The sequence below is a fragment of the Sporosarcina beigongshangi genome, assembly GCF_033485195.1.
Classification (GTDB): Bacteria; Bacillota; Bacilli; order Bacillales_A; family Planococcaceae; genus Sporosarcina; species Sporosarcina beigongshangi.
Window position 1 is genome coordinate 129,042 of sequence record NZ_JAWLIR010000010.1, and the last position, 22,250, is coordinate 151,291.

Consider the following 22,250-nt stretch of genomic DNA (forward strand, 5'->3'; position numbering starts at 1 on the left):
TCTTCTTCATATTATACACAAAAAAAATGATGATGCTATAAAAGCATCATCATCGATACAAGTACTTGTTCCCATTTTGTTCACATGCTGTCCAAAATAACAGGTTTAGTTTGAAAATTTCTTAAGCTGATCACCAATGACATCACTCAAAGAAAAACCAGATGCTTCTTCAGGCATTTCATAATCTCCATAGGAGTCATTATTATCTTCTTTTTCAATCAGGTCTTTAATGCTCAAGGATAGTCTTTTATCTTCATGATTTACTTCTAATACCTTCACGTCAACTTCTTGACCTTCTTGCAATACCTCGTGTGGTGTGCCAATATGCTGGTGAGAGATGCGTGATATATGGACAAGTCCCTCGACACCTGGGAACACTTCCACAAATGCACCATAAGATACTAGTCGTTTTACAGTCCCTTTTAGAACAGCTCCTTTTGGCGCGCGGTCTTCGATTCCTTCCCACGGTCCAGGTAGCGTATCCTTAATAGAAAGTGAAATTCGTTCTGAATCACGATCGACAGACAAAATTTTCACATTCACTTTTTCGCCTTCTTTAAGAATGTCTGACACTTTGTCAATATGGTCATGTGACAATTGCGATATATGGACAAGACCATCTATGCCACCGATATCGACGAAAGCACCAAATGTTGCAAGGCGTTGAACCGTTCCTTCCACAACTTGACCTTCCTTCAAGCTCTCTAACACCGCGCCTTTTTGTGACTCTTTCTCTTCCTGAATCACTGCACGATGCGAAAGAATAAGTCGATTTTTCTCTTTATCCATTTCAACAATTTTGAACGTCATCATACGCCCTTTATATTCCTCAAATGATTCAACGAAATAATCTTCGACAAGTGATGCCGGGATAAAGCCGCGCACGCCTAAGTCAACGACTAGTCCACCTTTGACGACATCCTTAACCTCAGTTTCAATCGTTACTTTGTTGTTAAACTTTTCTTCAAGCGAATCCCATGAGTCCTCTGCATCGACTTTCCGTTTTGACAGGACATACGTGTTGTCTTCCACCTTCATGATGATCAATTCAAGCTCGTCACCCTCTACTACTGCATCCGCAGCTTTTTCAATGTGGAGGCTGGACAATTCACTAATCGGAATAACACCATCAAATGGCGCTCCAGAAATTTCAACTGTCACCGATTTATCTTCAATTTTTGTCACTTTACCAGTAACACGATCACCTTCATTGTAGCTTTTCACCGTTTCCAAGTTCATCTCTTCAGTCATTATGTAGTCCTCCCCTATAAAGAATTCTACTTCTATATTATGCGAATTGATTCATAAAAACAAAAATTAACCCTTACTTTATTTCTGATGTTGTTCAATTAGTTTGCGAATTTCATTCATGATGACCTCGGTCACTTCTTCGGATGAAGCTCGTCTTTCACGATAAGGTGTTACATCAATCGGTTTTCCGTACACGACCTTTAACCGACTGAAACGCTTATACGGTCCGATAATCGCACAGGGCATGACGACTGCATCTCCCTTTAGAGCAAAGAAGCCTGCACCAGCAAGACCTTCACCTAGCTCACCTGTTTTACTTCTCGTCCCTTCTGGAAATAAACCAACAACCTCTCCAGACTTGAGAATTTTCAACGCCTTACGAAATGCTTCCCGATCGCTCATACCACGTTTCACCGGAAACGCTTTAACACTCGGCAAAACACTCTTCAAAATAGGTACATTAAAAAGCTCTTCTTTCGCCATAAAGTGAACGGGTCTTGGGCAACTAATTCCAACAATCGGCGGATCGACGTTTGCGATATGGTTTGTACAAAGCAGAACGCCTCCTTCTTTCGGAAAGTTCTCTTGACCGATCACCTGAATGCGATACAGTGGGTAAAAGACTACACTACATAACCATTTTCCAAACGGATACAAGTTCATCGGCTCAACCTCTTTTCTGCAAGCTCACTAATTTGCCTTGCCACTTCCTCGATTGACATCGAAGTCGTATCAATGAGCACAGCATCTTCCGCTTGTTTCAATGGGGATACTTCCCTTTCACTGTCCGCACGATCACGCTCGCTAATCTCTGCCTGCAATTCTTCGAGGGACGTTTCAATGCCACGCTCATTATTTTCAATATGGCGACGCATCGCTCTTTCTTCAACAGATGCTGTCATGAAAATTTTCAGCTCCGCATGAGGTAAAACAGCTGTCCCAATATCTCGACCGTCCATTACCACACCCGTTCCTTCAGCAAGTTGACGTTGTTTGTCAACCATTAGCTGCCGGACCCCTGGATGAACTGCAACAGCCGACACATGTGCCGTTACTTGCTGTGTTCGTAAATCCTCAGTTACATCTACACCATCTACAATGACAGCTTGCCCTGTTTCAGAAGGAACTAATACAATTTCTGTTTCCTGCAACAGATTTTTAAGCTCTTCACCGTTAGTAGTATCTATGCTTCGACTCAATGCTTTATGCGCAAGTGCGCGGTACATCGAACCTGTATCGATATACGTGTACCCTAGTTTTTCAGCTACCATTTTAGCAATTGTACTTTTTCCTGCTGCCGCTGGACCATCAATTGCGATTTTTATAACACTACTCATCTCATCTACCCCCGTACTCTTTTCGACAACATTGTACCATATAGAAAAAGGAAAAGTCCCATTCATGCAGACTTTTCCTTGATAATTATTGTGTTCGATTTCTCATCTTTAACTGCCGTTCAAAACAAAATCGAATAATATTCTGGGACTCCATCTGCTTGATATCTTCAAATTGCAACGAAGCAATCCGTCGGCCATCCTTTTCCCATATTCGTGCAACTTTCGCGTGAACTTTCACATATTTTATTTCTTTATTTTCAAAGGGTAATACAATCGTCAAAGCTACGACATCTTCTGCCGCAAACGGAACGCTTTTAGGAAGATTAAGTGCGACACCACCTGCACTCAGGTCCTCGGCTACAAAATGGCTGAACTTTCCATCCTGCTCAACCGCAATATCGATTGCCGTTTCTACTCTGACAAATTCCCGCCTTTGAACTTTAATCAGTTCTTCATCACCCGGGTAAGATAATTTCAGCATCGGAACGCCTCTGTTAAGCCGTCCACCCACTTCGGTACGAAAAGCATACGATATTTTCTTTGCATCTACGAAAGTGACAAGTAATTGTGTGCCATCCAGGAAAAATGCCGTTTTTCCCGTTTTAATCTGTGTCGGATAATCAATCATGATAAACCCGTCGCCCATATCAATTACTTTACTTTTATACTTTTCACTATCCTTTGTAAAGTCAGTGTCGATGACAATGATTGTCCCGATCGAAAGTAGCATTCCAAAACACCTACCATCCATGTCTTAATGTTGTGAAGCATTAGGTGCTGAATATTAGGCAGTAATTGCAATCTTATATTTCTCTACCACTTTTCATCAGCTATTAAACTTAGGTAATTTAACCTAACTAAAATCCCTATGCTTATCTTACTTCCATTATGTCATGAAGGCTAGGAAAATCCAATGTCTTTTTTTTACGGAAGGAGATGTATTCGCCAACAAACCACATTATTCTAACCTCTCTGTTTTAATCACCTCGGACGTTTCTGTATCAACAATTACTGCGTATGTGCCAATTACCCCATTTTCATCAATCGTCACCGTTAAATAATGTACCAAGCGCTGTTCTAATCTGTCATTCTCCACATACGCAAGCTCTTCCTTAGCGATTGTGACATTCGAATGGAAAAATGTTTTCCAATCCTTTTTCGTAATAGCTTGTGGTTCCGTTTTCTCTTTCCGGATATATTCAGAAGCGTCAAGCCCCACAATTCCTCCATCATCTTTGGCAACTTTCAAATGGATTGTATCCGAAAACACTTTCGCTTTATAAGTCGGTTCAACCCGAACATAGACAAAATGCCAAGCTGTACTATTTTCTCTTGATTCTTCGTAAACCAAGTCAGTGTAGCCCGCATCCTGTAAAAACTTCTCTGTCTTTTTCCGAATATCTTCAAACGGCAGACTCTCCTTTCCAAAAGGTCTTTCAGAAAGGAATGACAGGACATGTCCACCTTTCTCCGTTATATCGATATAGCCGATGGATTGATTTTCAGCGAAACGAATCTGATAAAATGGATAGGGAGAGCCTGGTTTACTCGATTCAACACTAATAATATCATTGGAAACGGATGGAAATAACTTTTTAAAGCGGTCAACCGCTTCATCACTTGTCACTTTTGCATCTGCTAAATCCCGTAGTTCTTTTTTCTTCATCGAATCGGATTCACTTGCCGTTAACGGAAAATCACTTTCCGTATATTGTTTCACCGCTGTTCCCATTCCCGCCCAATCATGCCCCTTGTCGGCAGAGTACAGCCTATTCTTCCAATCATCCATCGACAGTCTTCCACTTACCATACCTACTGTTGCAACTTCCCATTGATCCGCCAAATCACGTAAGTTTTTTGACGCCTGCGCCATGACCTTGTGATACTCCTCATTGTCCGCTACACGGTCAGCCTCTTTGGCATAATTTCCAAGCCTCCCTAGATAATTCAGCCAAGAAGTCGAAAAGCTTTGATCCAATGGCAACGATGACACCGAGTTTTTAATATCGGAAGACAAACGCCAAATATCTTCTCGAGCTTTTTCAGAGCCATCTGATTCATTGAACAATAATGTCTTCTTGACCGCTGTATCAAGTTCTTCTAGTTTTTCCGATGCATCCGTCATCTGGTTGGCGTATTGTCCACCAAGTGCAATGGAAAGCTGTTCACTTTCAGCTGCCTTTCCAATCGAAAAGATCGCTAGCGTAGCTACTGTGTACATTAAAATAAATATCATTTTTTTCATAATTCAGCAAGGTCTCTGGAATCGATTATGATTCCGACCAACACCTTGCCCGCCCTCCTCTCATCGCCTATTGTTGACACACTTTGTCAGTTGCAAAAGATATGCAATCCAATCTTCTTTATTTGCGGCCGTGACCAAATCCACTTACTCGTCGCAGTAATTGGATTGAAGTAGTAGATGGCGTTTTCAGACGGATCCCAACCATTAATCGCATCAAGGACCGCTTCTTTTGCACGCTCATTCGGTTCCAGCCAGATTTGTCCATCTGCTACCGCAGTAAAGGCGAGCGGTTGAAAAATCACTCCACCTACAGTGTCCGGAAAGTCAGGATGCTCTACCCGATTCAAAATAACCGCCGCAACCGCAACCTGACCATCATAGGGCTCTCCTCTCGCCTCTCCGTATACAGCATTTGCCATTAGTTGGATATCCTTTTCTGAATACTTAGAAGGTGCTTGGACACTTTCTTTTTTACCTGTTCCTTGTGACACTTGAGATGCCAATGGTTTCCCACCATAATGTGTAAATTTATTGCCTTTGTTTAAATTGTCTTTGACAAATTTCTCATCATACTTTGATACATCAACTAATTTCTTTTTAGTCTTCGAACCTGCAATTCCATCGACAGGGAGCCCATACTTCTCCTGAAAATTACGCAATGCCCAATACGTTCCATAGCCGAATTTACCATCAATCTTTCCCGAATAAAATCCGATGTACTGAAGTCGCGACTGCAATTCAATAACGTCATCACCGAAAGCACCACGTGTCACTTCCTGCGAACTAAATGCCGCTATTTGAACAGGTGAGGTAGCGTATGCACCCCCAAGAAGAAGGGCCACCACCATTATGCGAATGAACCACTTTTTCACATTCATTCCTCCTTTTTATACAGCTTACCCAAAGTCACTCATTTTATTTATCGAATGAAACAAATAAAGACGTTTATAGATATTGAACTTTGGCGGAATTAATTCAAAATAAAAATGACCCAGCGTGAGCTGGATCATTTTGTCATCGTTTTAGTTTTGCGTCTGAATTGCTGCATCGCAAACGTATGCGCGTATTTTACTCTCGTCAAGCCGAACCACCAAAGGAATAGCATGAATGGGATAATTAAATACTGCGAGAGCACATTTATCGAAGTAATTCCATTATACATAAAGTGAAGACAGTACGGGGCAAGAAGCGCTAGGAATAAATATTTGTTAATATTGGATTCAACAGCAAATTTTGCATGCCCAAAATAATAGCCCATCACGACACCGAATAAGGCATGACTTGAAACTGGTAACAAAGCCCGCATAAATGCTACATCCGCACCAAACGCAAGCAAATAAATTATGTTTTCAACGGTAGCAAAACCGAGTGAGACGCTGGCACCATATAAAATACCATCATAGGCATCCTCGAATTCTACATGCTTGTAAATTGCAATGAGTAGGATCAGCCATTTGAAAAACTCTTCGATTCCACTCGTAAAAATAACATTTTGCAAAAAGTAACTAGAAAAAATGGATTCTTCTTCAAAAACGTGCTGAATGAACATAATCGGGAAAGTCATGATAGCGCCATATATAAATGTATGAAATAATGTACGTGATGGTTCTTTCGCAATTTGCTTTCTCAAATAGAAATAGCTGAAGAGCGCCAAACCTGGCGCAATTGCCACTGTCAGCAATATGAACATAGGCGCACCCCCAATCAATACCATTATACCATGAATTACCTTTCATAGGAGGGTCCAACTTGAAGAAAAATATTCTATTAATCCATACCGGTGGGACAATTTCAATGCAGTTAAATAGCGAAACAGGAGGCGTCATTTTAAGTGCTGCTAATCCACTGGCATTGGAAATCGACAATATTCAACAGTTCGCAAACATTACCGAAATTGAAGCATTCAATTTACCATCCCCCCATATTACACCTGTTCATATGCTTGAGTTAAAACTAATAATTGATCGAGAGATTGCAGATAGTAGCTTTGATGGTATCGTCATCACACATGGCACAGATACACTTGAAGAAACCGCCTACTTTTTAGAGCTGTCGACGAACTATGGCGTTCCCATTGTTTTGACAGGTGCCATGCGTTCTTCTAATGAAATCGGTGCGGACGGAGTTTATAATCTGATGGCGGCTGTTCGAGTAGCAGCCGCTGATAATGCAAAAGCCAAGGGTGTACTAGTTGTTTTAAATGATGAAATACATACTGCAACCAATGTGACGAAAACCCATAGCAGCAGTGTATCAACCTTCCAAAGTCCACAATATGGACCTATCGGTATTGTGACGAAATCGGCTATTCATTTCCATCATGCGCCTTTAGCACGGGTTCACCTTCCAGTGAAGGATATTCAGAAAAAAGTGGCCATGTTCAAAATCTATGCCGGTATGGAACCCGATATGCTCCAATCGGTTGCTTCACTGGGCTATGACGGTGTCGTACTAGAAGGTCTTGGTCAAGGGAACGTGCCGCCAGCTTTACTGCTAGGTATTCAGCAACTATTGGGGGAAAACATCCCTGTCATCGTTGTTTCACGTTGCTTTAACGGCATTGCACAGGATATATACGCCTACGAAGGCGGAGGCAAAATGCTGAAAGATATGGGCGTTCGCTTTGAGCATGGACTAAGTGGTCAAAAAGCACGGTTAAAGCTTCTTCTCGAACTTTGTTTAGAGTAAGTTAATTAGGATGTGTACAAAAACTGGGCTACCCCTGCGTAAAACTCGACTACGTATCAGTAAAACTGGGCCACCCCGGGCAAACTGGATTACGTATTAATGAAATTGGGCTACCCCTGCACAAAGCTCGACTACGTATCTGTGAAACTGGGCTACCCCGGGCAAACTGGATTACGTATTAAGGAAACTGGACTACCCTGCGCAAAACTCGACTACGTATCTGTGAAACTGGGCTACCCCGAGCAAACTGGACTACGTATTAAGGAAACTGGACTACCCTGCGCAAAACTCGACTACGTATCTGTGAAACTGGACTACCCCGAGCAAACTGGACTACGTATTAAGGAAACTGGACTACCCTGCACAAAACTCGACTACGTATCTGTGAAACTGGACTACCCCGAGCAAACTGGACTACGTATTAAGGAAACTGGACTACCCCAGTAGTTACACTAAAAAAAGGCTACTCGCTCACCGAAATTCGGGCATTGAGTAGCCTTTACTTTTCCTATTTCACAACCACTTGTTTTGCTTTAATCGAGCGGGCAATCATGCCGCCATGGAACTTACCATTTTCGATAAATATTTCATTCGCATTATTTCCTGCCGCAATAACGCCAGCAATATAGAGCCCCTGTACGTTTGTTTCCATCGTTTCCTCATTAAAAGTAGGACAACCACTTTCTTCATCCGTCGAAATACCGATGCTTTTCAAAAAAGCATAATCCGGATGATAGCCAATCATCGCAAAGACATAGTCATTATCAATAACAAATGTTTCTCCTTGCTGCTCAATCGTCACACTCGACTCTGTAATCGCAACGACATGCGCATTAAAATGCATCTCGATGTCACCCGCACGGACGAGGCTATCGAATCCTGGTAAAATCCAAGGCTTCACACTCGGTGAATACTCAGAGCCTCTGTAAACAACTGTTACTGATGCACCTGCACGCTCCAATTCAAGCGCAGCATCGACTGATGAATTCTTACCACCAATAACGACAACCTTTTTCCCGAAGAATGGATGAGCCTCTTTGAAATAGTGGAAGACATTCGGTAAATCCTCTCCCTCAACACCAAGCCGATTTGGATTATCATAATAACCCGTAGCAACGACAACATTGGTAGCAAAATACTCATCCTTATCCGTCACCACTCGGAAGCCTTCAATTTCTCGCTCGATATCTTCCACTTTTTCAAAGCTTTGAATCGCGATTTCTTTTAGCTCCGCCACCTTGCGATAATAAACTAATGCATCGTTACGTTTCGGCTTATCAACCGCCGTGATGAATGGGATATCACCAATTGATAATTTAATACTCGAACTGAAAAACGTTTGATGTGTTGGATAATGATAAATCGAGTTAACAATATTCCCCTTTTCAATCACAACTACATCCAGTCCAATTTGCTTTAATTCAATTGCTGCAGACAGGCCACAAGGTCCGCCCCCAACAACAATGACATCTTTTCGGTTCATTTCCTTCATAACTTTTTTACAGCTCCTTTAGTACACTTTCTTCATAATGAATAGCAATTACATGGCATTCAGGTGCTGCCCCTAATCGAAGAGGTAGCGTGGAGGTGCCATATCCATTGCTTACGAGCTTAGCTCTCCCCTGATCTAGGCGGAACGCTCCTTTTTCCTGCAAGCCCCATTTACCTAATCGGATTTGCCCACCATGCGTATGACCTGCGAGCATCAGACGAGGATGACACATCTGCTCTACTTTTCGAAATAATGATGGTGTATGCGTGACAACTATGACTTCCTTATACTGGTCAATGCCGCGGAGGGCCGATTCAATATTAACATTTTGACTCGAAGGATCATCCGTTCCACATAATCCCCAATCTGAATGGCCAGGGATAGACACCGATTCATTATCTAAAACCTTCCCCCCATAGCACTCCAGTATTTCCCTCATTGCTGCTTCGCCAACTTCACGGTCATTATTTCCCCACACGTAAAATAAAGGCCCTAGACTGGCAAGTTGACGAATATTTTGTGTAATACGTGTTAACGGGACACCTCTTTCCGCGAGATCTCCACCGATAATGACAACATCTATTTCACGGCCTTCACAAATTTTAGCCAGTAGTTTCCCATCTATTTTTCGTCGATGAATATCGGAGATAAAAAATACCGTCAGCTGCTTACTGACAGCATTCCCAGCACTTAGTTTCATATCATGGAACATAACATTTTTTTGTCTTGCATTCATAAACATAAAAGTAAAAAATCCAATCGCCATCGAAAAAACGAGCCATACCATTTTATTGACCGTAATCATGCCCTCCTTCCAATCAATTACGCCGTGGCGTAATTACGTTCAGATTTTTTCGAGCTTGAGGCCTGCATGATGCAGGTCATGCAGTCGTTGCGAATCGAACTGCGAAGGGTTCGATTTGCCGTATTTCTGTGCTTTTTGCAGAAATTAAGGCACATAATTAGGACGTCGCGATCTTAGACTGCCTTCCTTTTAGTCCCCTTAAAAATTTGTAACATCCGCGGGTCGACAGGATGTCGATCATGCAACCGTTGCCACAGGACGTGGCGCACTTAGGTTACCTTCATTTATGTTCATTCAGCAGGGGGTTCTGCTGAATGAACATAAAAAAGGCAAAGCAAGACACTTTGCCCCTTTCTTTACTTGTATAGACAATCAAACAACTCAAGGAATCGTGAGCGTCTGTCCGACCATAATATTATTGGATGTTAAACCATTTGCATTTTTAATTTTCTCTACACCAACGTCTGATCCATAATATTTAACAGATATGCGGTAAAGTGTTTCTCCGTCAGCTACCTTATGCGTTTTCACCGTCGACTCTTGCTCTGTTTTTCCTTCAGCTTCTTGTTCGGGCGTCGGATTGACAACTACGACAGGTTTTTCCGGCTTTTCGTCTGGCTTTGTTTCAGATTCAGGCTCCGTCTCTGGAGTCACCACTTCTTTGTCTTTTTCCTCATCTTTATTATCTTCGTCTTCTAAAGCGATGTCTTGGTCAACATCTTTTTGTGCATCATCAGGTTTCTTTTTATCTGTTTCTTCATAGCTAACGACAGCATCTCCATCTTTAGCTGACGGATTACTACCTGGATTATAAAAATCAGAAACAACATAAACTAAAATAATAACTGGTATTAGCGTAAATAATCCGAGAACGATATTAATCATTAAATGACTAGATTTCCTTTTCGGCTTGCGACCTTTCCTATGCAATTCTGCACGGGATGGTAGACTGTCACTATCCTGAAGAATCTCTCTCCTATGTTCTTCGAATTCAGTTTTGTAATTATCTTTTTTCATCGCTACATTCTCCTATCACATCGTGCTATTCCTTCATTATGACGAATTTTACTGCGAAAATCAAATCTGCCTTTGTCGACTTCTGTGTTACAAATTGTTAACCAAGTAGCCTGATTAACCTGTCCTGCCAATCCACTATCGGCCGATCAACGTGAAGTTCCTTTTGGCGATCAAACTGCGATCCCTCGTTCATCCCACAAACAGAACAACAAAATATCGGTCTATCATTACAAATCTCTCCAAAAAACGCCAATAGTACTTCTCGAAGACATTTTTCAGAATGGACTAATCGTAACATAATTTGTAGCTGAGCCTCTTTATCGCGCACTAATTCTGCCATCCACTGAATAACATCCTCAACTGGCATCCGTTCTTTATAATAATCTATGACGCGTTTCCCTGTTTCGCTCATACCAGTCATCGCTGCCGCTTCATCCGGCGAAATATTGTCTCCTAGCAGTCCTATGTAATGCCTGATTTCTACTTCCTGTGGAACATCTCCCTGCACAATAAAGCGCATTCTTCTTTCATCATCAGCTGTGAAAAGTAAAGTTGCCGCCGATTGTTCACCGTCGCGCCCTGCTCGACCCACTTCTTGTATATAACTAGCGATAGCTTGTGGGACATGCTCATGAATGACCTGACGGATATCATCTTTATGTATGCCCATTCCAAACGCATTTGTCGCACATATCCAGCTAATTTCACCTGTACTAAATTGCTCTTGGATAAACGCACGATCTTCCTGTTCCTTCCCAGCGTGATAGGAAGCAGCCGCTATACCCAACTGTTGTAAAATAACTGCCAGCTCATCTGCCCTTTTTCGAGAAGCAGCATAAATAATACCGGGTCCTATCGTCCCCATAACCCGTTCTTTGATCCATTCCGTCTTCATCATTTCATTCTCAACTTTGACAATCGCATAAGAAATATTTGGACGATCCAATGATTGGCGATGAATAGCAGGAGATTGAAGCTGTAAATAATGGAGAATATCTGCGATTACTTTATCATTTGCCGTAGCAGTAAGTGCCAGCACACCGGGACGATTAAATTCCCCAAACAATTCACCAATCCGTAAATAGTCCGGTCTAAAATCAAAGCCCCATTGCGAAATACAATGCGCTTCATCGACAACAATTAACGCAAGCTGAATTGTACGCAATAGTGCAACCACATTTTTCTGCAATAGCATTTCTGGTGAAATGAAAATGAATTTATACTTCCCTAATTCAGCCATAATTCGTTTTTTCTCTGAAAATGACAAAAATGAATTTAATGCAACAACCTGTTTTTCACCATTCTTTTTCATAATGGCCACTTGGTCCTCCATCAAGGCCACAAGTGGTGAAACGATTAGAACTGCCCCCTGTAATTCATATGCTGGTAGCTGATAACAGAGTGATTTGCCGACTCCAGTTGGCAAAATAGCAAGCGTATCTTTGCCGGCGATAACATCGCGAATGACCGCTTCTTGCCCCGGTCTAAATTGCTCAAAACCAAATTTTTCTTGAAGTACTTTATAAATATCCATTAGCTCCCAGCCCCCGTCCGTGCACCTAAAATAAGTCGTAGCTGAAAATAAGACAGCTCCCCAAACTCATCCTTCAATATGCGTAGCCTACGTGTTTCAACTTCCTTTACTTTCGCAACGACAGCCTCTATGTAATCCTCAGTGACAAATTGACTAAGAGGAAATTGCGGATCATTAATAGACATTTCGACAAAATGGTCTTCAATTGTACTCAATTTTAAATTTCTCGTTGTCGCAATTTCTTCAATGGACAATCCTCGATTGAAAAGCTGTTGTGTTTTTCTAGAAGAATCAGTCAAATAGGTCGTTACTTTAATATTGTCGGCAATTTTTCGTAAAAAAGACAAATCAGCGGCTTGTTCAATTACAACGAGTAGCTTATGTAAACCTTCTATAAAAAGTAAATATACCGAAAACGGCTGTAGCCCCAAATGAGCTCCTAACTGATCCCATGTCCAGCCTGTTAGCTTAAAACCACTTAGCCTATGTGTCATAATTATTTTTTGATTATCATCCATGCCACTACGCTCTATGCATAGCCTTAGCTCCTCGGCAATATAACGAGCGTATGCAGGATCGCTAATCGGTTGCTTATGGAATAGGTTTCTAATGAAGTTTTGGCTATCATAATCTTTTTGAACCGGTATAAATGCATGTTCACCTGCTTTAAAATTCGACACCGTCTGGATAGCAAGCGACAACCTTGCAAAAAAAATCATTTCTCTGCCCCGATAATCCCAACCGTTAAACGCATAGACAGGTAAATTCTCTACAAGCTGGCGACCACTCGGCGTTATATTGACGAAGGAATCTTCCCCCGCTATAATAAAGCCCGAATTCCTCAGCAGTGTTGCTGCTTCGTCAAAGTGCTCGACAGTCAATTTCGGCAATATACCGAAGAAAGATTTTAAGCCATAGTATTCGACATCCTGTAACGTCTGCCCCGAGCGTTTGCCACGCAATAAATGGAATCCTGCATAAATGGTTCGCTCACCATCTAGCTTCTGAATGATTGTTAATAGGATTGAAGAAAGATTCATAATAAATTCCTCCACAAAACAAATTCTTTTTGTTGAAAACTGTTGTCAATATCATTAGAATGAAGTATGAAGTATTTTTAGTAAATTGTTTGTACGGAGAAAAGAGGAGAGAAAGACTATGCCTAAATATACAATCGTCGATCAAGATACATGCATCGCATGTGGCGCTTGTGGAGCAGCCGCTCCGGATATTTACGATTATGATGATGAAGGAATTGCTTACGTTATCCTCGATGATAACACGGGTACAACGGAAGTTCCAGAAGAACTAATGGAAGATTTGGAAGATGCATTTGATGGTTGCCCGACCGATTCAATCAAAATCGCAGATGCGCCATTCGATGGCGATGCGTTAAAATACGAAGACTGATTTTACGTTCTTCATAAAGAAAAACCGTCCTCGAGTTATTCGGACGGTTTTTCTTTATGTCTAAATTGTGACGTTTTTATCTGAATCCAGATAAAGCCTCCTGACTCAATCACGCCATTAATTGAGTTCTTTGCTGAGCAATCCATTTTTTCATGCTCTTGAACAGTAACATTGTAATTACCATAAGCATAATTCCTTTGATTACGTTAAAAGGTAGAACCCCCAAAACGATAAATGCAGATAATTCACTGCCAGCCATCGCCGGGAAATTCATGAAGTACGTATACATCGGTAAAAATAGTACATAATTCAAAATACTCATACCAACGGCCATAGCAACTGTCCCTGCAATCAGTCCAGCAGCTAACCCTTTAGATGTTTTGAATTTATTGTGAATATAATAGATTGGCAGGATGAATAACACGCCTGTCGCGAAGTTCGCAATTTCTCCCACTGGAACACCTGTTGGACTTCCTGACATAAACCAGTGCATAACGTTCTTGATCAATTCAACAAGGATGCCTGCTACCGGACCCATTGTCATAATTGCTAGTACTGCTGGAATTTCCCCGAAATCGATTTTCAAAAATCCTGGTAGTGCTGGCAACGGGAAATTGAATTGCATTAACACCGTTCCAATACTTCCTAGAATTGCGATGAGAATCATCTTTCTTAACTTCTTGTTGTTCATGTGTTCCTCTCTCCTTTTGCGATTCACTTCAAAAGAGGAAAGGTCGTTCCGTCAATCATTGTCTACAAAAAATCCCCAAAGCTCATTCATAAGCTCAGGGGAGTGTTAAAAGGTTCATTTAAAAGGACGTATAAAAGAAGCTTCTTCTTTAATCCGCACTTAAAAAAAGCACCCTTTTTGTGGACAACACAAAAAGACGGCCGCACCTTCACCTTCTCCCATCCAGACTATACTGTCGGCTCCGGAATCACACCAGAATCAGCTGTTAAGCTCGCGGGCTAGGAGAGAAACTCTCCATTTCCGCCGGTCGGGAATTACACCCTGCCCCGAAGATGAATCAATATTTTATTACTACTCTAGTATATACAGCAAAAAACGCTTTGTAAACATAATTGCTTACAAGGCGTTTATTATTGTAGTGCATCATTTCATGAAATACATCAGCTTATTCTGGTAATACAGTTGTCAAATCATAATGGAGGAAAGTCGATTGCATTACGTTTTCTAAACGCACTTGCATGTTAAAGTTTTTGGCCGTTAGTATGAACCCTTCTAACATCGCACTTACCTCATCTTGATTCAGCCTGGACAAATCCAGTGGCTCTGTAAAGGTAATTACCGCAACTTCCTCTCTCTCCTGTACAGTATACAGAATACCTTTTGGCACTTCTTTCATTTCCAAAAGTGCTGCTTCAATTGTAGGTGCATGCCCTATTTCTGGAGCACTAAAGGCTTTGACTTCTCGTGTGTCAGATGTAACTTCAGCACTTTCTTCCTTTGTATTATCCAGCGCATTGTCTATCGACATTTTAGCTTGGATATTTACTGAATCAGCTGACTCGTTTACACGATCATCCATCGCGCTATCATTTTGCTGTAGCATGGAGGGAATAAGTAAACTCAAAACAAGTAATGCTGCTACCGCTACCAAAGCCGGTACCCACCTTTTAGACATTTTTCGACGAGGGGAATACAGGCGTTCATCTTGTTTTAGTCGTACTAATATGTCCGACTGCAGGCGCTCATCTTGTATATCTGGCATATTACGCAGAAGGCTGTCAATCTTGCTGTCGTCCCATTTTTTGTCGGTCATCTCATTTCCCCCCTTCTGTAGGAAGAGCATTCAACTTCTTTTGTAACGCTTTGATTGCCCGATGTTGTGTAGTCTTCACTTTACCTTCTGTCCAACTGAGAATTTCGGCCGTTTCTGCAATCGACAAGTCCTGGAAATAGCGCATTGTAACGACCATTTTTTGGTCACCAGTACAAGTATTCAATGCTTCTAATAACGCCTTCATCTCTTCACTAAGTGTGACCAATTCCTCAGGTAAAATTCCCGTTGAAACAAGCTCACTTTTTTCCCAGTCGAACTTATCAAATAGATGCTTTTTACGGACAGCACTTTTTCTGAAATGGTCAATTGCAACATTTTTCGCAATGGAAAAAAGCCATGTCTTTTCAGAACTTTTCCCTTCAAAACCGCTATATGCCCGCAATACCCTCACATACACTTCATGCACGAGATCCTCGGCGTGATCGCGATCTCTTGTCAAATAGATAAGAAATTTGAACACATCCTGATGGTATTGCTCATAAAGTCGGTGGAAAACGGAGTCGTCCATGAAATACCCCCGTTCTATACATTAGTCGTTATTCAAGCTAAATAGTTACAACTTTTTTAAAGGCAATGTGCAGCTAAAAATAGTACCGCATTGTTCCCCTCTGCTCGCCGTAATCGCGCCACTATGTGAATCAATAATATTTTTAGCGATTGCAAGACCTAAGCCTGTTCCACCCTTACCTCTTGTCCTTGCCTTATCCGCCTTATAAAAACGTTCAAAAATATACGGCAGATCCTCTTCTGGTATTCCAACACCTGTATCCGTAACGGTCATTTCAATCATATCCACATACTTCTCGATGCGTAATGTAACACTCCCACCATCAGGTGTATGCCGGATAGCATTGTCAATTAAATTCGTAAACACTTGCTCAATTCGATCTTCATCGACATTTGAAACAATTTTTTCGTCACTCGGAAAATCAAATACCAACTCAACATTCGCATCACGTGCAATTTGCATGAATTTGGTAACAATCCGATCTAGGAAAGGAATCATCTCCACATCGTCTTTGTACAGTCGCATATGCCCTGATTCCATTCGTGCAAGGTCAAGCAAATCCGTGACAAGCCTTCCCATTCGCTTAGACTCTTCATGAATAATGTGGATCATCTCATTGCGTTCTTCGTCATTCGCCGTGACGCCATCAATTATCGCTTCACTATACCCTTGAAGCATCGAAATCGGCGTCCGTAATTCATGGGACACGTTGGCAATGAAGTCGGAGCGGAGCTTGTCCAGCTTATGCTGATCTGTCATATCACGAAGAACAGCAACTACCCCGCGAATGTCACTCCCACTATAAAGGGGACTGATTGAAACAGCGTAAAAGCGCCCTCCTAACTCTAATTCATCCTCTATTTCTTCTGCAAACGTGACAACATGATCGAGCATATGGTAAATTTCTGGTGGAATCGTATTCTCCTCATCCTGTGCACCGCTTTTAAAGTACCAATTTTGCAATAATCGCTCCGCCTGCGGATTGCTCAACAAAATCGTATAATCCCGATTAAACGTAATAACTGCATCTGCCATTGACGTTAAAATACTGGAAAGCTGCTCCTTTTCTTGGTTGATCAGTTCAACGTGATATTTAAGCTGTTTCCCCATCTGATTAAATGCAGTTGCAAGCTGACCTATCTCATCATTTTGTACAACGGGCAGTCTTGTATCAAAATTACCTTTCGATAATTCATTGGCAGCTTGCCTCATTCCACGTAAAGGGGATGTTATTCTTGTCGATAAGAAAAAAGCAAAAAAAGTTGTTAAAATAAATGCAATAAACGCTGACAAGAATACGATATTCGTTGTTTCCTTCGTCGCTCGATGAACAGCCTCTAAACTTTGATAGATGATTACCGAACCGGCGATTACTTGTTCTTGCTCAAATGGATAAGCTAATACAAGATATTGTTCCATTACATCACTTTTTTCGATGGATGGTAAAATCATCTCTTTTACAACCGGTGTAACTTCTTGTTGACTTGACAAGAAAATGGATTCAGAAAGAATTTTACTTTCAATTTCATCCTTATTCAGACCTAGCTGGAAAGAATACGTAATTTCCCCATCACTGTCTACTATCATAGCATCTACTTCATCACCAAGGATATCTTCAATAATAAGTTGCATCGAAGATTCACTTTCATGATCCACAACTATCTTTCCAATTGTCATGGCATCCCTTCGTAACGAATCCTCTGCTTGTTGCGTATGAAAATCGTCAAGAAATTCAAGCAGTAGCGCTGTCACGACAAACAGAACAAAGGAAACGAGAAGCAATATGGTTGCCCATAGCTTCCCGACGATTGAATTCCATATTCTATTCATTATGCGGAACCTCGAATTTATAGCCTACTCCCCAAACCGTAACAATCATTTTTGCAGCACGCTCAGAAACACGACTTAGTTTTTCACGTAACCGCTTAACATGCGTATCAACTGTTCGAAGATCACCAAAAAATTCATAATGCCATACTTCTTTTAATAGCTGCTCCCGATCAAATACTTTATCTGGTGATTTTGCTAGGAAATAAAGCAATTCATATTCCTTCGGCGTAAGATTCACTTCGTTGCCTTCCGCTGTCACACGATGTGCATCGTTATCGATTGTCAACTGTGGGAACACGACAAGATCTTTCGATGAAGAGGCTGATGCAGTACCATGAAAGGTCACAGATCTTCTAAGAATTGCCTTAACTCGTAAAACCACTTCACGTGGACTGAACGGCTTTACTATGTAATCATCGGCACCCGATTCAAACCCAGTTACACGATCAGCTTCTTCGCCCTTTGCTGTTAGCATAATAACAGGCGTCATGATTTTCTTTTCTCTTAACTCTTGCAATACCTCAAGACCATCTTTTTCAGGCATCATTAAATCTAATAATATACCGTCATAATGGTTCGTCAATGCCTTTTCAAGCGCTTCGGCGCCATCAACTGCTTCTTCGATTTCATAACCCTCGCGTGTGAGATACATATTTAACAGCCGACGAATCCGATCCTCGTCATCAACTACTAACAACGTCACTTTTTCTTCCACAACTAATTGCCCCTTTCCACACATATCTATGTTCATTGTACAAGCCACCTGATAAAAAAGAAACTACGAAGTCGGAGGCTTTAACTGATTTCAGCCAAAAAAACTGCACGGTGTCCTGTGAACAACCGTGCAGTTTCTTGGATCAAGCGTATGAATGCAATCCCGCAATGATTAAGTTCACGGCGATCAAGTTAAACATAATAATGATAAAACCGATGACCGCAAGCCACGCTGATTTTTCACCTTCCCATCCACGTGATAACCGCACATGGAGAAACGCTGCATAGAATAGCCATGTAATGAGTGCCCATACTTCCTTAGGGTCCCATCCCCAGAATCTAGACCATGCTTCATGTGCCCAGATCATAGCAAAGATCAGCGCTCCTAATGAAAAGACTGGGAAACCAATAATAACCGCACGATAGCCAATTTCATCCATCAACTGCGAATTTGCTTTTTTAGCAAACGGCTGGAACAGCGTTGCAATCGGACGTCGGAAAATGAGCCTAAGAATGAAGTACAAAACAATCCCCGTCGCAACTGACCAAACGAATGTCGTTAACGTCTTCGCATTGACAATAGCCGGCATTTCCGCCCATGGTGTCATAACATCTGGCGTTAATGATTCAGATTGATTCATACCGAATAACGGTGGATAGTGATACACCATCTTCGCCGGCATTTCATTTTTATCGATATATGAAAATTCAGCTTCATAACCCATCAACTTAAATGTTGTAGATGACAACACAAAACCAATTACGAGAATAAGCGTAAACATAACTGCTTCTAACCAAAAGCGTTGTTTTGATTTCTTAGTCAAATCAATATTTTTCAGCAAGAAGATCAGTCCCGCAACCGCACTGATCGCAAGGATCGCTTCACCAAGGGCTGCTGTAATAACGTGAATCGTCAACCAATAGCTTTGAAGGGCCGGGATAAGCGGCGTAATCTCCTTCGGAAACATGCTTGCATAGGCAATGATAATAACCGCTATCGGCAATGCAAACAATCCGAGTGATGGTGTCCGATAAAGGAAAAACAACAGAATGAATGCTCCAACAAGCATCATGCCAAATGCGGTCGTAAATTCAAACATATTACTAACTGGCGCATGGCCAGAAGCCATCCAACGTGTAATGAAATAGCCGAGATGAGTAATAAACCCGATGATTGTAATCGTTATCGCGATATTTCCCCATCTATTATTTTTATAAGTTGCTTCCGATTTCGCACCTTTTACCGCACCACCAAAAAATGCCGTCGCGATAAGGTACGCAATAAATGAAACCAGAAGTAAATTAGCACTTAGCGCTGCAAGTCCCATTTTGATTGTTCTCCTTCCTTATCTTCCAAAATAGCATCTGTATCCTGCCTATCTGTATAAGTAGGTAATGCTGCAAAATCTTTTACTTGATTCAACTCCTGTTTCAACTTGAACCAGTTTTTATTCGTATGGCCAGCAACTAGTAGCTCGTTGCCAGTTCCTTGTTGAATCCAAATTCTTCTATGATTCCAATATGCACCCTGTGCAACACCGATCATAAAGATAATTCCACCAAGAAGGATGATGAATAGTGTTTTATCCTTCCGAATCGTTAACCCTGATATATCTCGTGTTTCTGCACTAACAAACTTCACTTTATAATCATTTAGCTCTGTTTCAAGCGTTTGCTGGATTGCCACAAAACTTCTTTCGCCAGCAGGCTTGTCAGGTGTCTTCATTTCAAAAATAAAGGCAGGATTATTCGGAATCGGCGATTTCGTATCTGGTTCTCCATCCGTCATCACAAAGTCTGGATAATAATCCATCAATCTAACTTGTGCCCCGTTTTCCAGTTCATAATTTTTAGTAGGTTCAGCCAAATCGACTGTAAACTGACCAAATGTTTTATCTGTTTCTTTTTCTGTTAATTCGAATGTCATTGATTTTAATTCATCGAGACGGTAATCCATTTGGAAAATGTTAAAGCCATCGAACTTCAGTGGTTTGTTAACGATGATGGAGTAGTCTTTTACGAATTCAAAATCGCTAGAGCCTACTACTGCATCATCAGGTATTTTATAAAGTGCGACGTCTGTCTGATAGTTACTTGCAATCATCCCCACACGATCCAATGCCTCACCGAATACGTCGTCGGCATCATCTTTCGTATAGTTTTCCAAGATGAAATTCTTGCTTTCCAAATAATACCCCTCTGCACCTGGGATAGAACGTGTTTCCCCTTCACGGAGCCACATCGTTTCATCCACATAGAAACCCGGGATTCCTCGTAATAAAACACCAAATAGAAAAATGATAATTCCTGCATGGTTGACGTAAGGTCCCCATCTTGCGAAGCGCCCTTTTTCCGCCAATAATGCGCCATCTTCGATTTTAACATTATAACGAAGTTCCTTCAATTTCTCCTCGGCTTTAACAAGCGATCCAGCTGGATTTTCAGAAGTTCCTTCACCATAAACGCGCTGTTTCTTCATAAAAGAAGGATGACGCTTGGTACGTTGCTTTTTTAATGATTTGTAAAGTGGTACAACCCGATCGACACTCGCAATAATAATCGATGCGCCAAGCATCCCCGTCAACGTGATGAACCACCAACTATTATACATATCATAGAAACCAAATTTATAGTAAATGGTACCGAAAAATCCATACAAGCGTTCATAATAAGCTAAGTATTCCGCACCTGATGATAGTGGTGATGATACAGGCACATACAATTTTTGAGGGAAGATAGTTCCAATTGAAGCCGTTACAAGCACAGCGACAATAATACCAATTCCAACTTTAACACTTGAAAAGAAATTCCAAATCTTATCAACAATCGATTTATTATACGTCTGTGACCTCCTAGACGAGCCTTCGTAGCGCATGTCAACAAGCTCACTCTTTTTAGCTTCTTCGGTCTGCGGTCTACCACATCGTTCACAAAGTACTGTACCAAATGGATTTTCATGGCCGCACTGGCATTTGATTTTACTCATTTTGCATGTACTCCTTCGTTAAGGTTGAATACTTTCCAAATGGGATATAATTTCCTCTTCGGTCATTTCAGTTTGTATGATCTTTTCGATTTTCCCCTCTTTATTAATTAAAAAAGTTGTGGGAAGCGGCACTATATTATAAGCTTCTTTGACACTTTTATCCTTATCAATTGCGATGGGAAACGTCAGCTCATACTGATCCCTGAATGCTTCTACCTTCAACGTAGATTCCGCGTTATTGATAGCTAGTATATGGACACCTTTCCCTTCAAAGGCAATATGCTGGCTTTCCATATGCGGCATTTCTTTTTTACATGGTCCACACCAAGTCCCCCAGAAATTCAGGAATACACCTTGTCCTTTGTAATCAGATAGGCGATGTTTAGTACCATCTAAGTCTACTAGTTCAAAATCAGGTGCTTTATCACCGACAGCTAACACCTTCACTTGATCTTTCGAAGTGATCGTATAGCCGACTGCTGCTACGAGAAGTAACAGGACAATCGTCCTTATAATAAGGCGACTCTTCTTTTTATTTACTTTAGCCAAATTTACTTCCTCCTAACGATCAATTACGTCTACCCCTTATTATAACAAACGAATTTTGGTAGATGCTCCCGATAAATGA

General features: G+C 41.3%; 22 protein-coding genes and 1 riboswitch. Of the genes, 2 read left to right on the forward strand and 20 right to left on the reverse strand.

Annotation, left to right across the window (positions count from 1 at the left end; translation table 11 throughout):
- Window positions 1-105 precede the first annotated feature (105 nt).
- The 7 genes from rpsA to prsW all read right to left on the reverse strand — a co-directional run bounded on the left by rpsA (window position 106) and on the right by prsW (window position 6,523).
- The gene (gene rpsA, locus R2B77_RS07775; protein ID WP_203246450.1) at window positions 106-1,251 is read right to left on the reverse strand and encodes a 30S ribosomal protein S1; all 1,146 of its coding nucleotides are present in this window, start codon (window positions 1,249-1,251) and stop codon (window positions 106-108) included.
- A 78-nt stretch (window positions 1,252-1,329) separates the two neighbouring features.
- Window positions 1,330-1,914: a lysophospholipid acyltransferase family protein gene (locus R2B77_RS07780; protein WP_203246449.1), complete on the reverse strand. Its 585-nt coding sequence runs from the start codon at window positions 1,912-1,914 to the stop codon at window positions 1,330-1,332.
- On the reverse strand, window positions 1,911-2,588 hold the full coding sequence (gene cmk / locus R2B77_RS07785) for a (d)CMP kinase (RefSeq protein ID WP_203246448.1): 678 nt from the start codon (window positions 2,586-2,588) through the stop codon (window positions 1,911-1,913). Before cmk ends, R2B77_RS07780 begins: the two co-directional genes overlap by 4 nt.
- Before the next feature lie 85 nt (window positions 2,589-2,673).
- Window positions 2,674-3,318: a flagellar brake protein gene (locus tag R2B77_RS07790; RefSeq protein WP_203246447.1), complete on the reverse strand. Its 645-nt coding sequence runs from the start codon at window positions 3,316-3,318 to the stop codon at window positions 2,674-2,676.
- Window positions 3,319-3,546: 228 nt separating this feature from the next.
- On the reverse strand, window positions 3,547-4,833 hold the full coding sequence (locus R2B77_RS07795) for a PepSY1/2 domain-containing protein (protein WP_203246446.1): 1,287 nt from the start codon (window positions 4,831-4,833) through the stop codon (window positions 3,547-3,549).
- Between the two features lie 86 nt (window positions 4,834-4,919).
- Window positions 4,920-5,711: a spore cortex-lytic enzyme gene (sleB, locus tag R2B77_RS07800; RefSeq protein WP_212391102.1), complete on the reverse strand. Its 792-nt coding sequence runs from the start codon at window positions 5,709-5,711 to the stop codon at window positions 4,920-4,922.
- A 128-nt stretch (window positions 5,712-5,839) separates the two neighbouring features.
- A complete protein-coding gene (gene prsW, locus R2B77_RS07805; RefSeq protein WP_203246444.1) occupies window positions 5,840-6,523 on the reverse strand; it encodes a glutamic-type intramembrane protease PrsW in 684 nt (227 codons plus the stop codon).
- Between the two features lie 59 nt (window positions 6,524-6,582).
- Here prsW and R2B77_RS07810 point away from each other — a divergent pair, with 59 nt between their 5' ends.
- Window positions 6,583-7,521 (forward strand): asparaginase, encoded by a 939-nt coding sequence (locus R2B77_RS07810; protein ID WP_212391100.1) that lies wholly within the window; start codon window positions 6,583-6,585, stop codon window positions 7,519-7,521.
- Window positions 7,522-8,029: 508 nt separating this feature from the next.
- Here R2B77_RS07810 and R2B77_RS07815 read toward each other — a convergent pair.
- From R2B77_RS07815 to R2B77_RS07835, 5 genes are all read right to left on the reverse strand, one after another.
- The gene (locus R2B77_RS07815; protein WP_212391206.1) at window positions 8,030-9,004 is read right to left on the reverse strand and encodes a YpdA family putative bacillithiol disulfide reductase; all 975 of its coding nucleotides are present in this window, start codon (window positions 9,002-9,004) and stop codon (window positions 8,030-8,032) included.
- A gap of 16 nt (window positions 9,005-9,020) precedes the next feature.
- Entirely contained in the window at window positions 9,021-9,818 is a 798-nt protein-coding gene (locus R2B77_RS07820) for a metallophosphoesterase (protein WP_203246442.1), read from the reverse strand.
- Window positions 9,819-10,199: 381 nt separating this feature from the next.
- Window positions 10,200-10,835, reverse strand: coding sequence for a LysM peptidoglycan-binding domain-containing protein (locus R2B77_RS07825; RefSeq protein WP_203246441.1), 636 nt, complete (start codon window positions 10,833-10,835; stop codon window positions 10,200-10,202).
- A gap of 97 nt (window positions 10,836-10,932) precedes the next feature.
- Window positions 10,933-12,369, reverse strand: coding sequence for a RecQ family ATP-dependent DNA helicase (locus R2B77_RS07830; RefSeq protein WP_203246440.1), 1,437 nt, complete (start codon window positions 12,367-12,369; stop codon window positions 10,933-10,935).
- On the reverse strand, window positions 12,369-13,409 hold the full coding sequence (locus R2B77_RS07835) for a helix-turn-helix domain-containing protein (RefSeq protein ID WP_203246439.1): 1,041 nt from the start codon (window positions 13,407-13,409) through the stop codon (window positions 12,369-12,371). The genes R2B77_RS07830 and R2B77_RS07835 overlap by 1 nt, the downstream gene beginning before the upstream one ends.
- A gap of 118 nt (window positions 13,410-13,527) precedes the next feature.
- On the opposite strand from R2B77_RS07835, the gene R2B77_RS07840 reads away from it, so the two are divergent.
- Window positions 13,528-13,779, forward strand: coding sequence for a 4Fe-4S domain-containing protein (locus R2B77_RS07840; RefSeq protein WP_203246438.1), 252 nt, complete (start codon window positions 13,528-13,530; stop codon window positions 13,777-13,779).
- A 109-nt stretch (window positions 13,780-13,888) separates the two neighbouring features.
- Here the strand turns inward: R2B77_RS07840 and R2B77_RS07845 are convergent, their stop codons facing one another.
- The 8 genes from R2B77_RS07845 to resA form a co-directional block, all read right to left on the reverse strand.
- On the reverse strand, window positions 13,889-14,470 hold the full coding sequence (locus tag R2B77_RS07845; RefSeq protein WP_203246437.1) for an ECF transporter S component: 582 nt from the start codon (window positions 14,468-14,470) through the stop codon (window positions 13,889-13,891).
- 206 nt (window positions 14,471-14,676) lie between these two features.
- Window positions 14,677-14,808: riboswitch (FMN riboswitch) on the reverse strand.
- Between the two features lie 107 nt (window positions 14,809-14,915).
- Entirely contained in the window at window positions 14,916-15,563 is a 648-nt protein-coding gene (locus tag R2B77_RS07850) for a hypothetical protein (RefSeq protein WP_203246436.1), read from the reverse strand.
- Window position 15,564: 1 nt separating this feature from the next.
- A complete protein-coding gene (locus R2B77_RS07855; protein WP_203246435.1) occupies window positions 15,565-16,092 on the reverse strand; it encodes an RNA polymerase sigma factor SigX in 528 nt (175 codons plus the stop codon).
- Between the two features lie 45 nt (window positions 16,093-16,137).
- Complete coding sequence (locus R2B77_RS07860; protein ID WP_203246434.1) at window positions 16,138-17,922, reverse strand: ATP-binding protein; 1,785 nt, start codon at window positions 17,920-17,922, stop codon at window positions 16,138-16,140.
- Window positions 17,915-18,673 (reverse strand): response regulator transcription factor, encoded by a 759-nt coding sequence (locus tag R2B77_RS07865; RefSeq protein WP_404830743.1) that lies wholly within the window; start codon window positions 18,671-18,673, stop codon window positions 17,915-17,917. The genes R2B77_RS07860 and R2B77_RS07865 overlap by 8 nt, the downstream gene beginning before the upstream one ends.
- A gap of 106 nt (window positions 18,674-18,779) precedes the next feature.
- The gene (gene ccsB / locus R2B77_RS07870) at window positions 18,780-19,964 is read right to left on the reverse strand and encodes a c-type cytochrome biogenesis protein CcsB (protein WP_203246433.1); all 1,185 of its coding nucleotides are present in this window, start codon (window positions 19,962-19,964) and stop codon (window positions 18,780-18,782) included.
- Window positions 19,946-21,622 (reverse strand): cytochrome c biogenesis protein ResB, encoded by a 1,677-nt coding sequence (resB, locus tag R2B77_RS07875; RefSeq protein WP_203246432.1) that lies wholly within the window; start codon window positions 21,620-21,622, stop codon window positions 19,946-19,948. The genes ccsB and resB overlap by 19 nt, the downstream gene beginning before the upstream one ends.
- Window positions 21,623-21,640: 18 nt before the next feature.
- Window positions 21,641-22,171: a thiol-disulfide oxidoreductase ResA gene (resA, locus tag R2B77_RS07880; RefSeq protein ID WP_203246431.1), complete on the reverse strand. Its 531-nt coding sequence runs from the start codon at window positions 22,169-22,171 to the stop codon at window positions 21,641-21,643.
- Window positions 22,172-22,250: the final 79 nt, after the last annotated feature.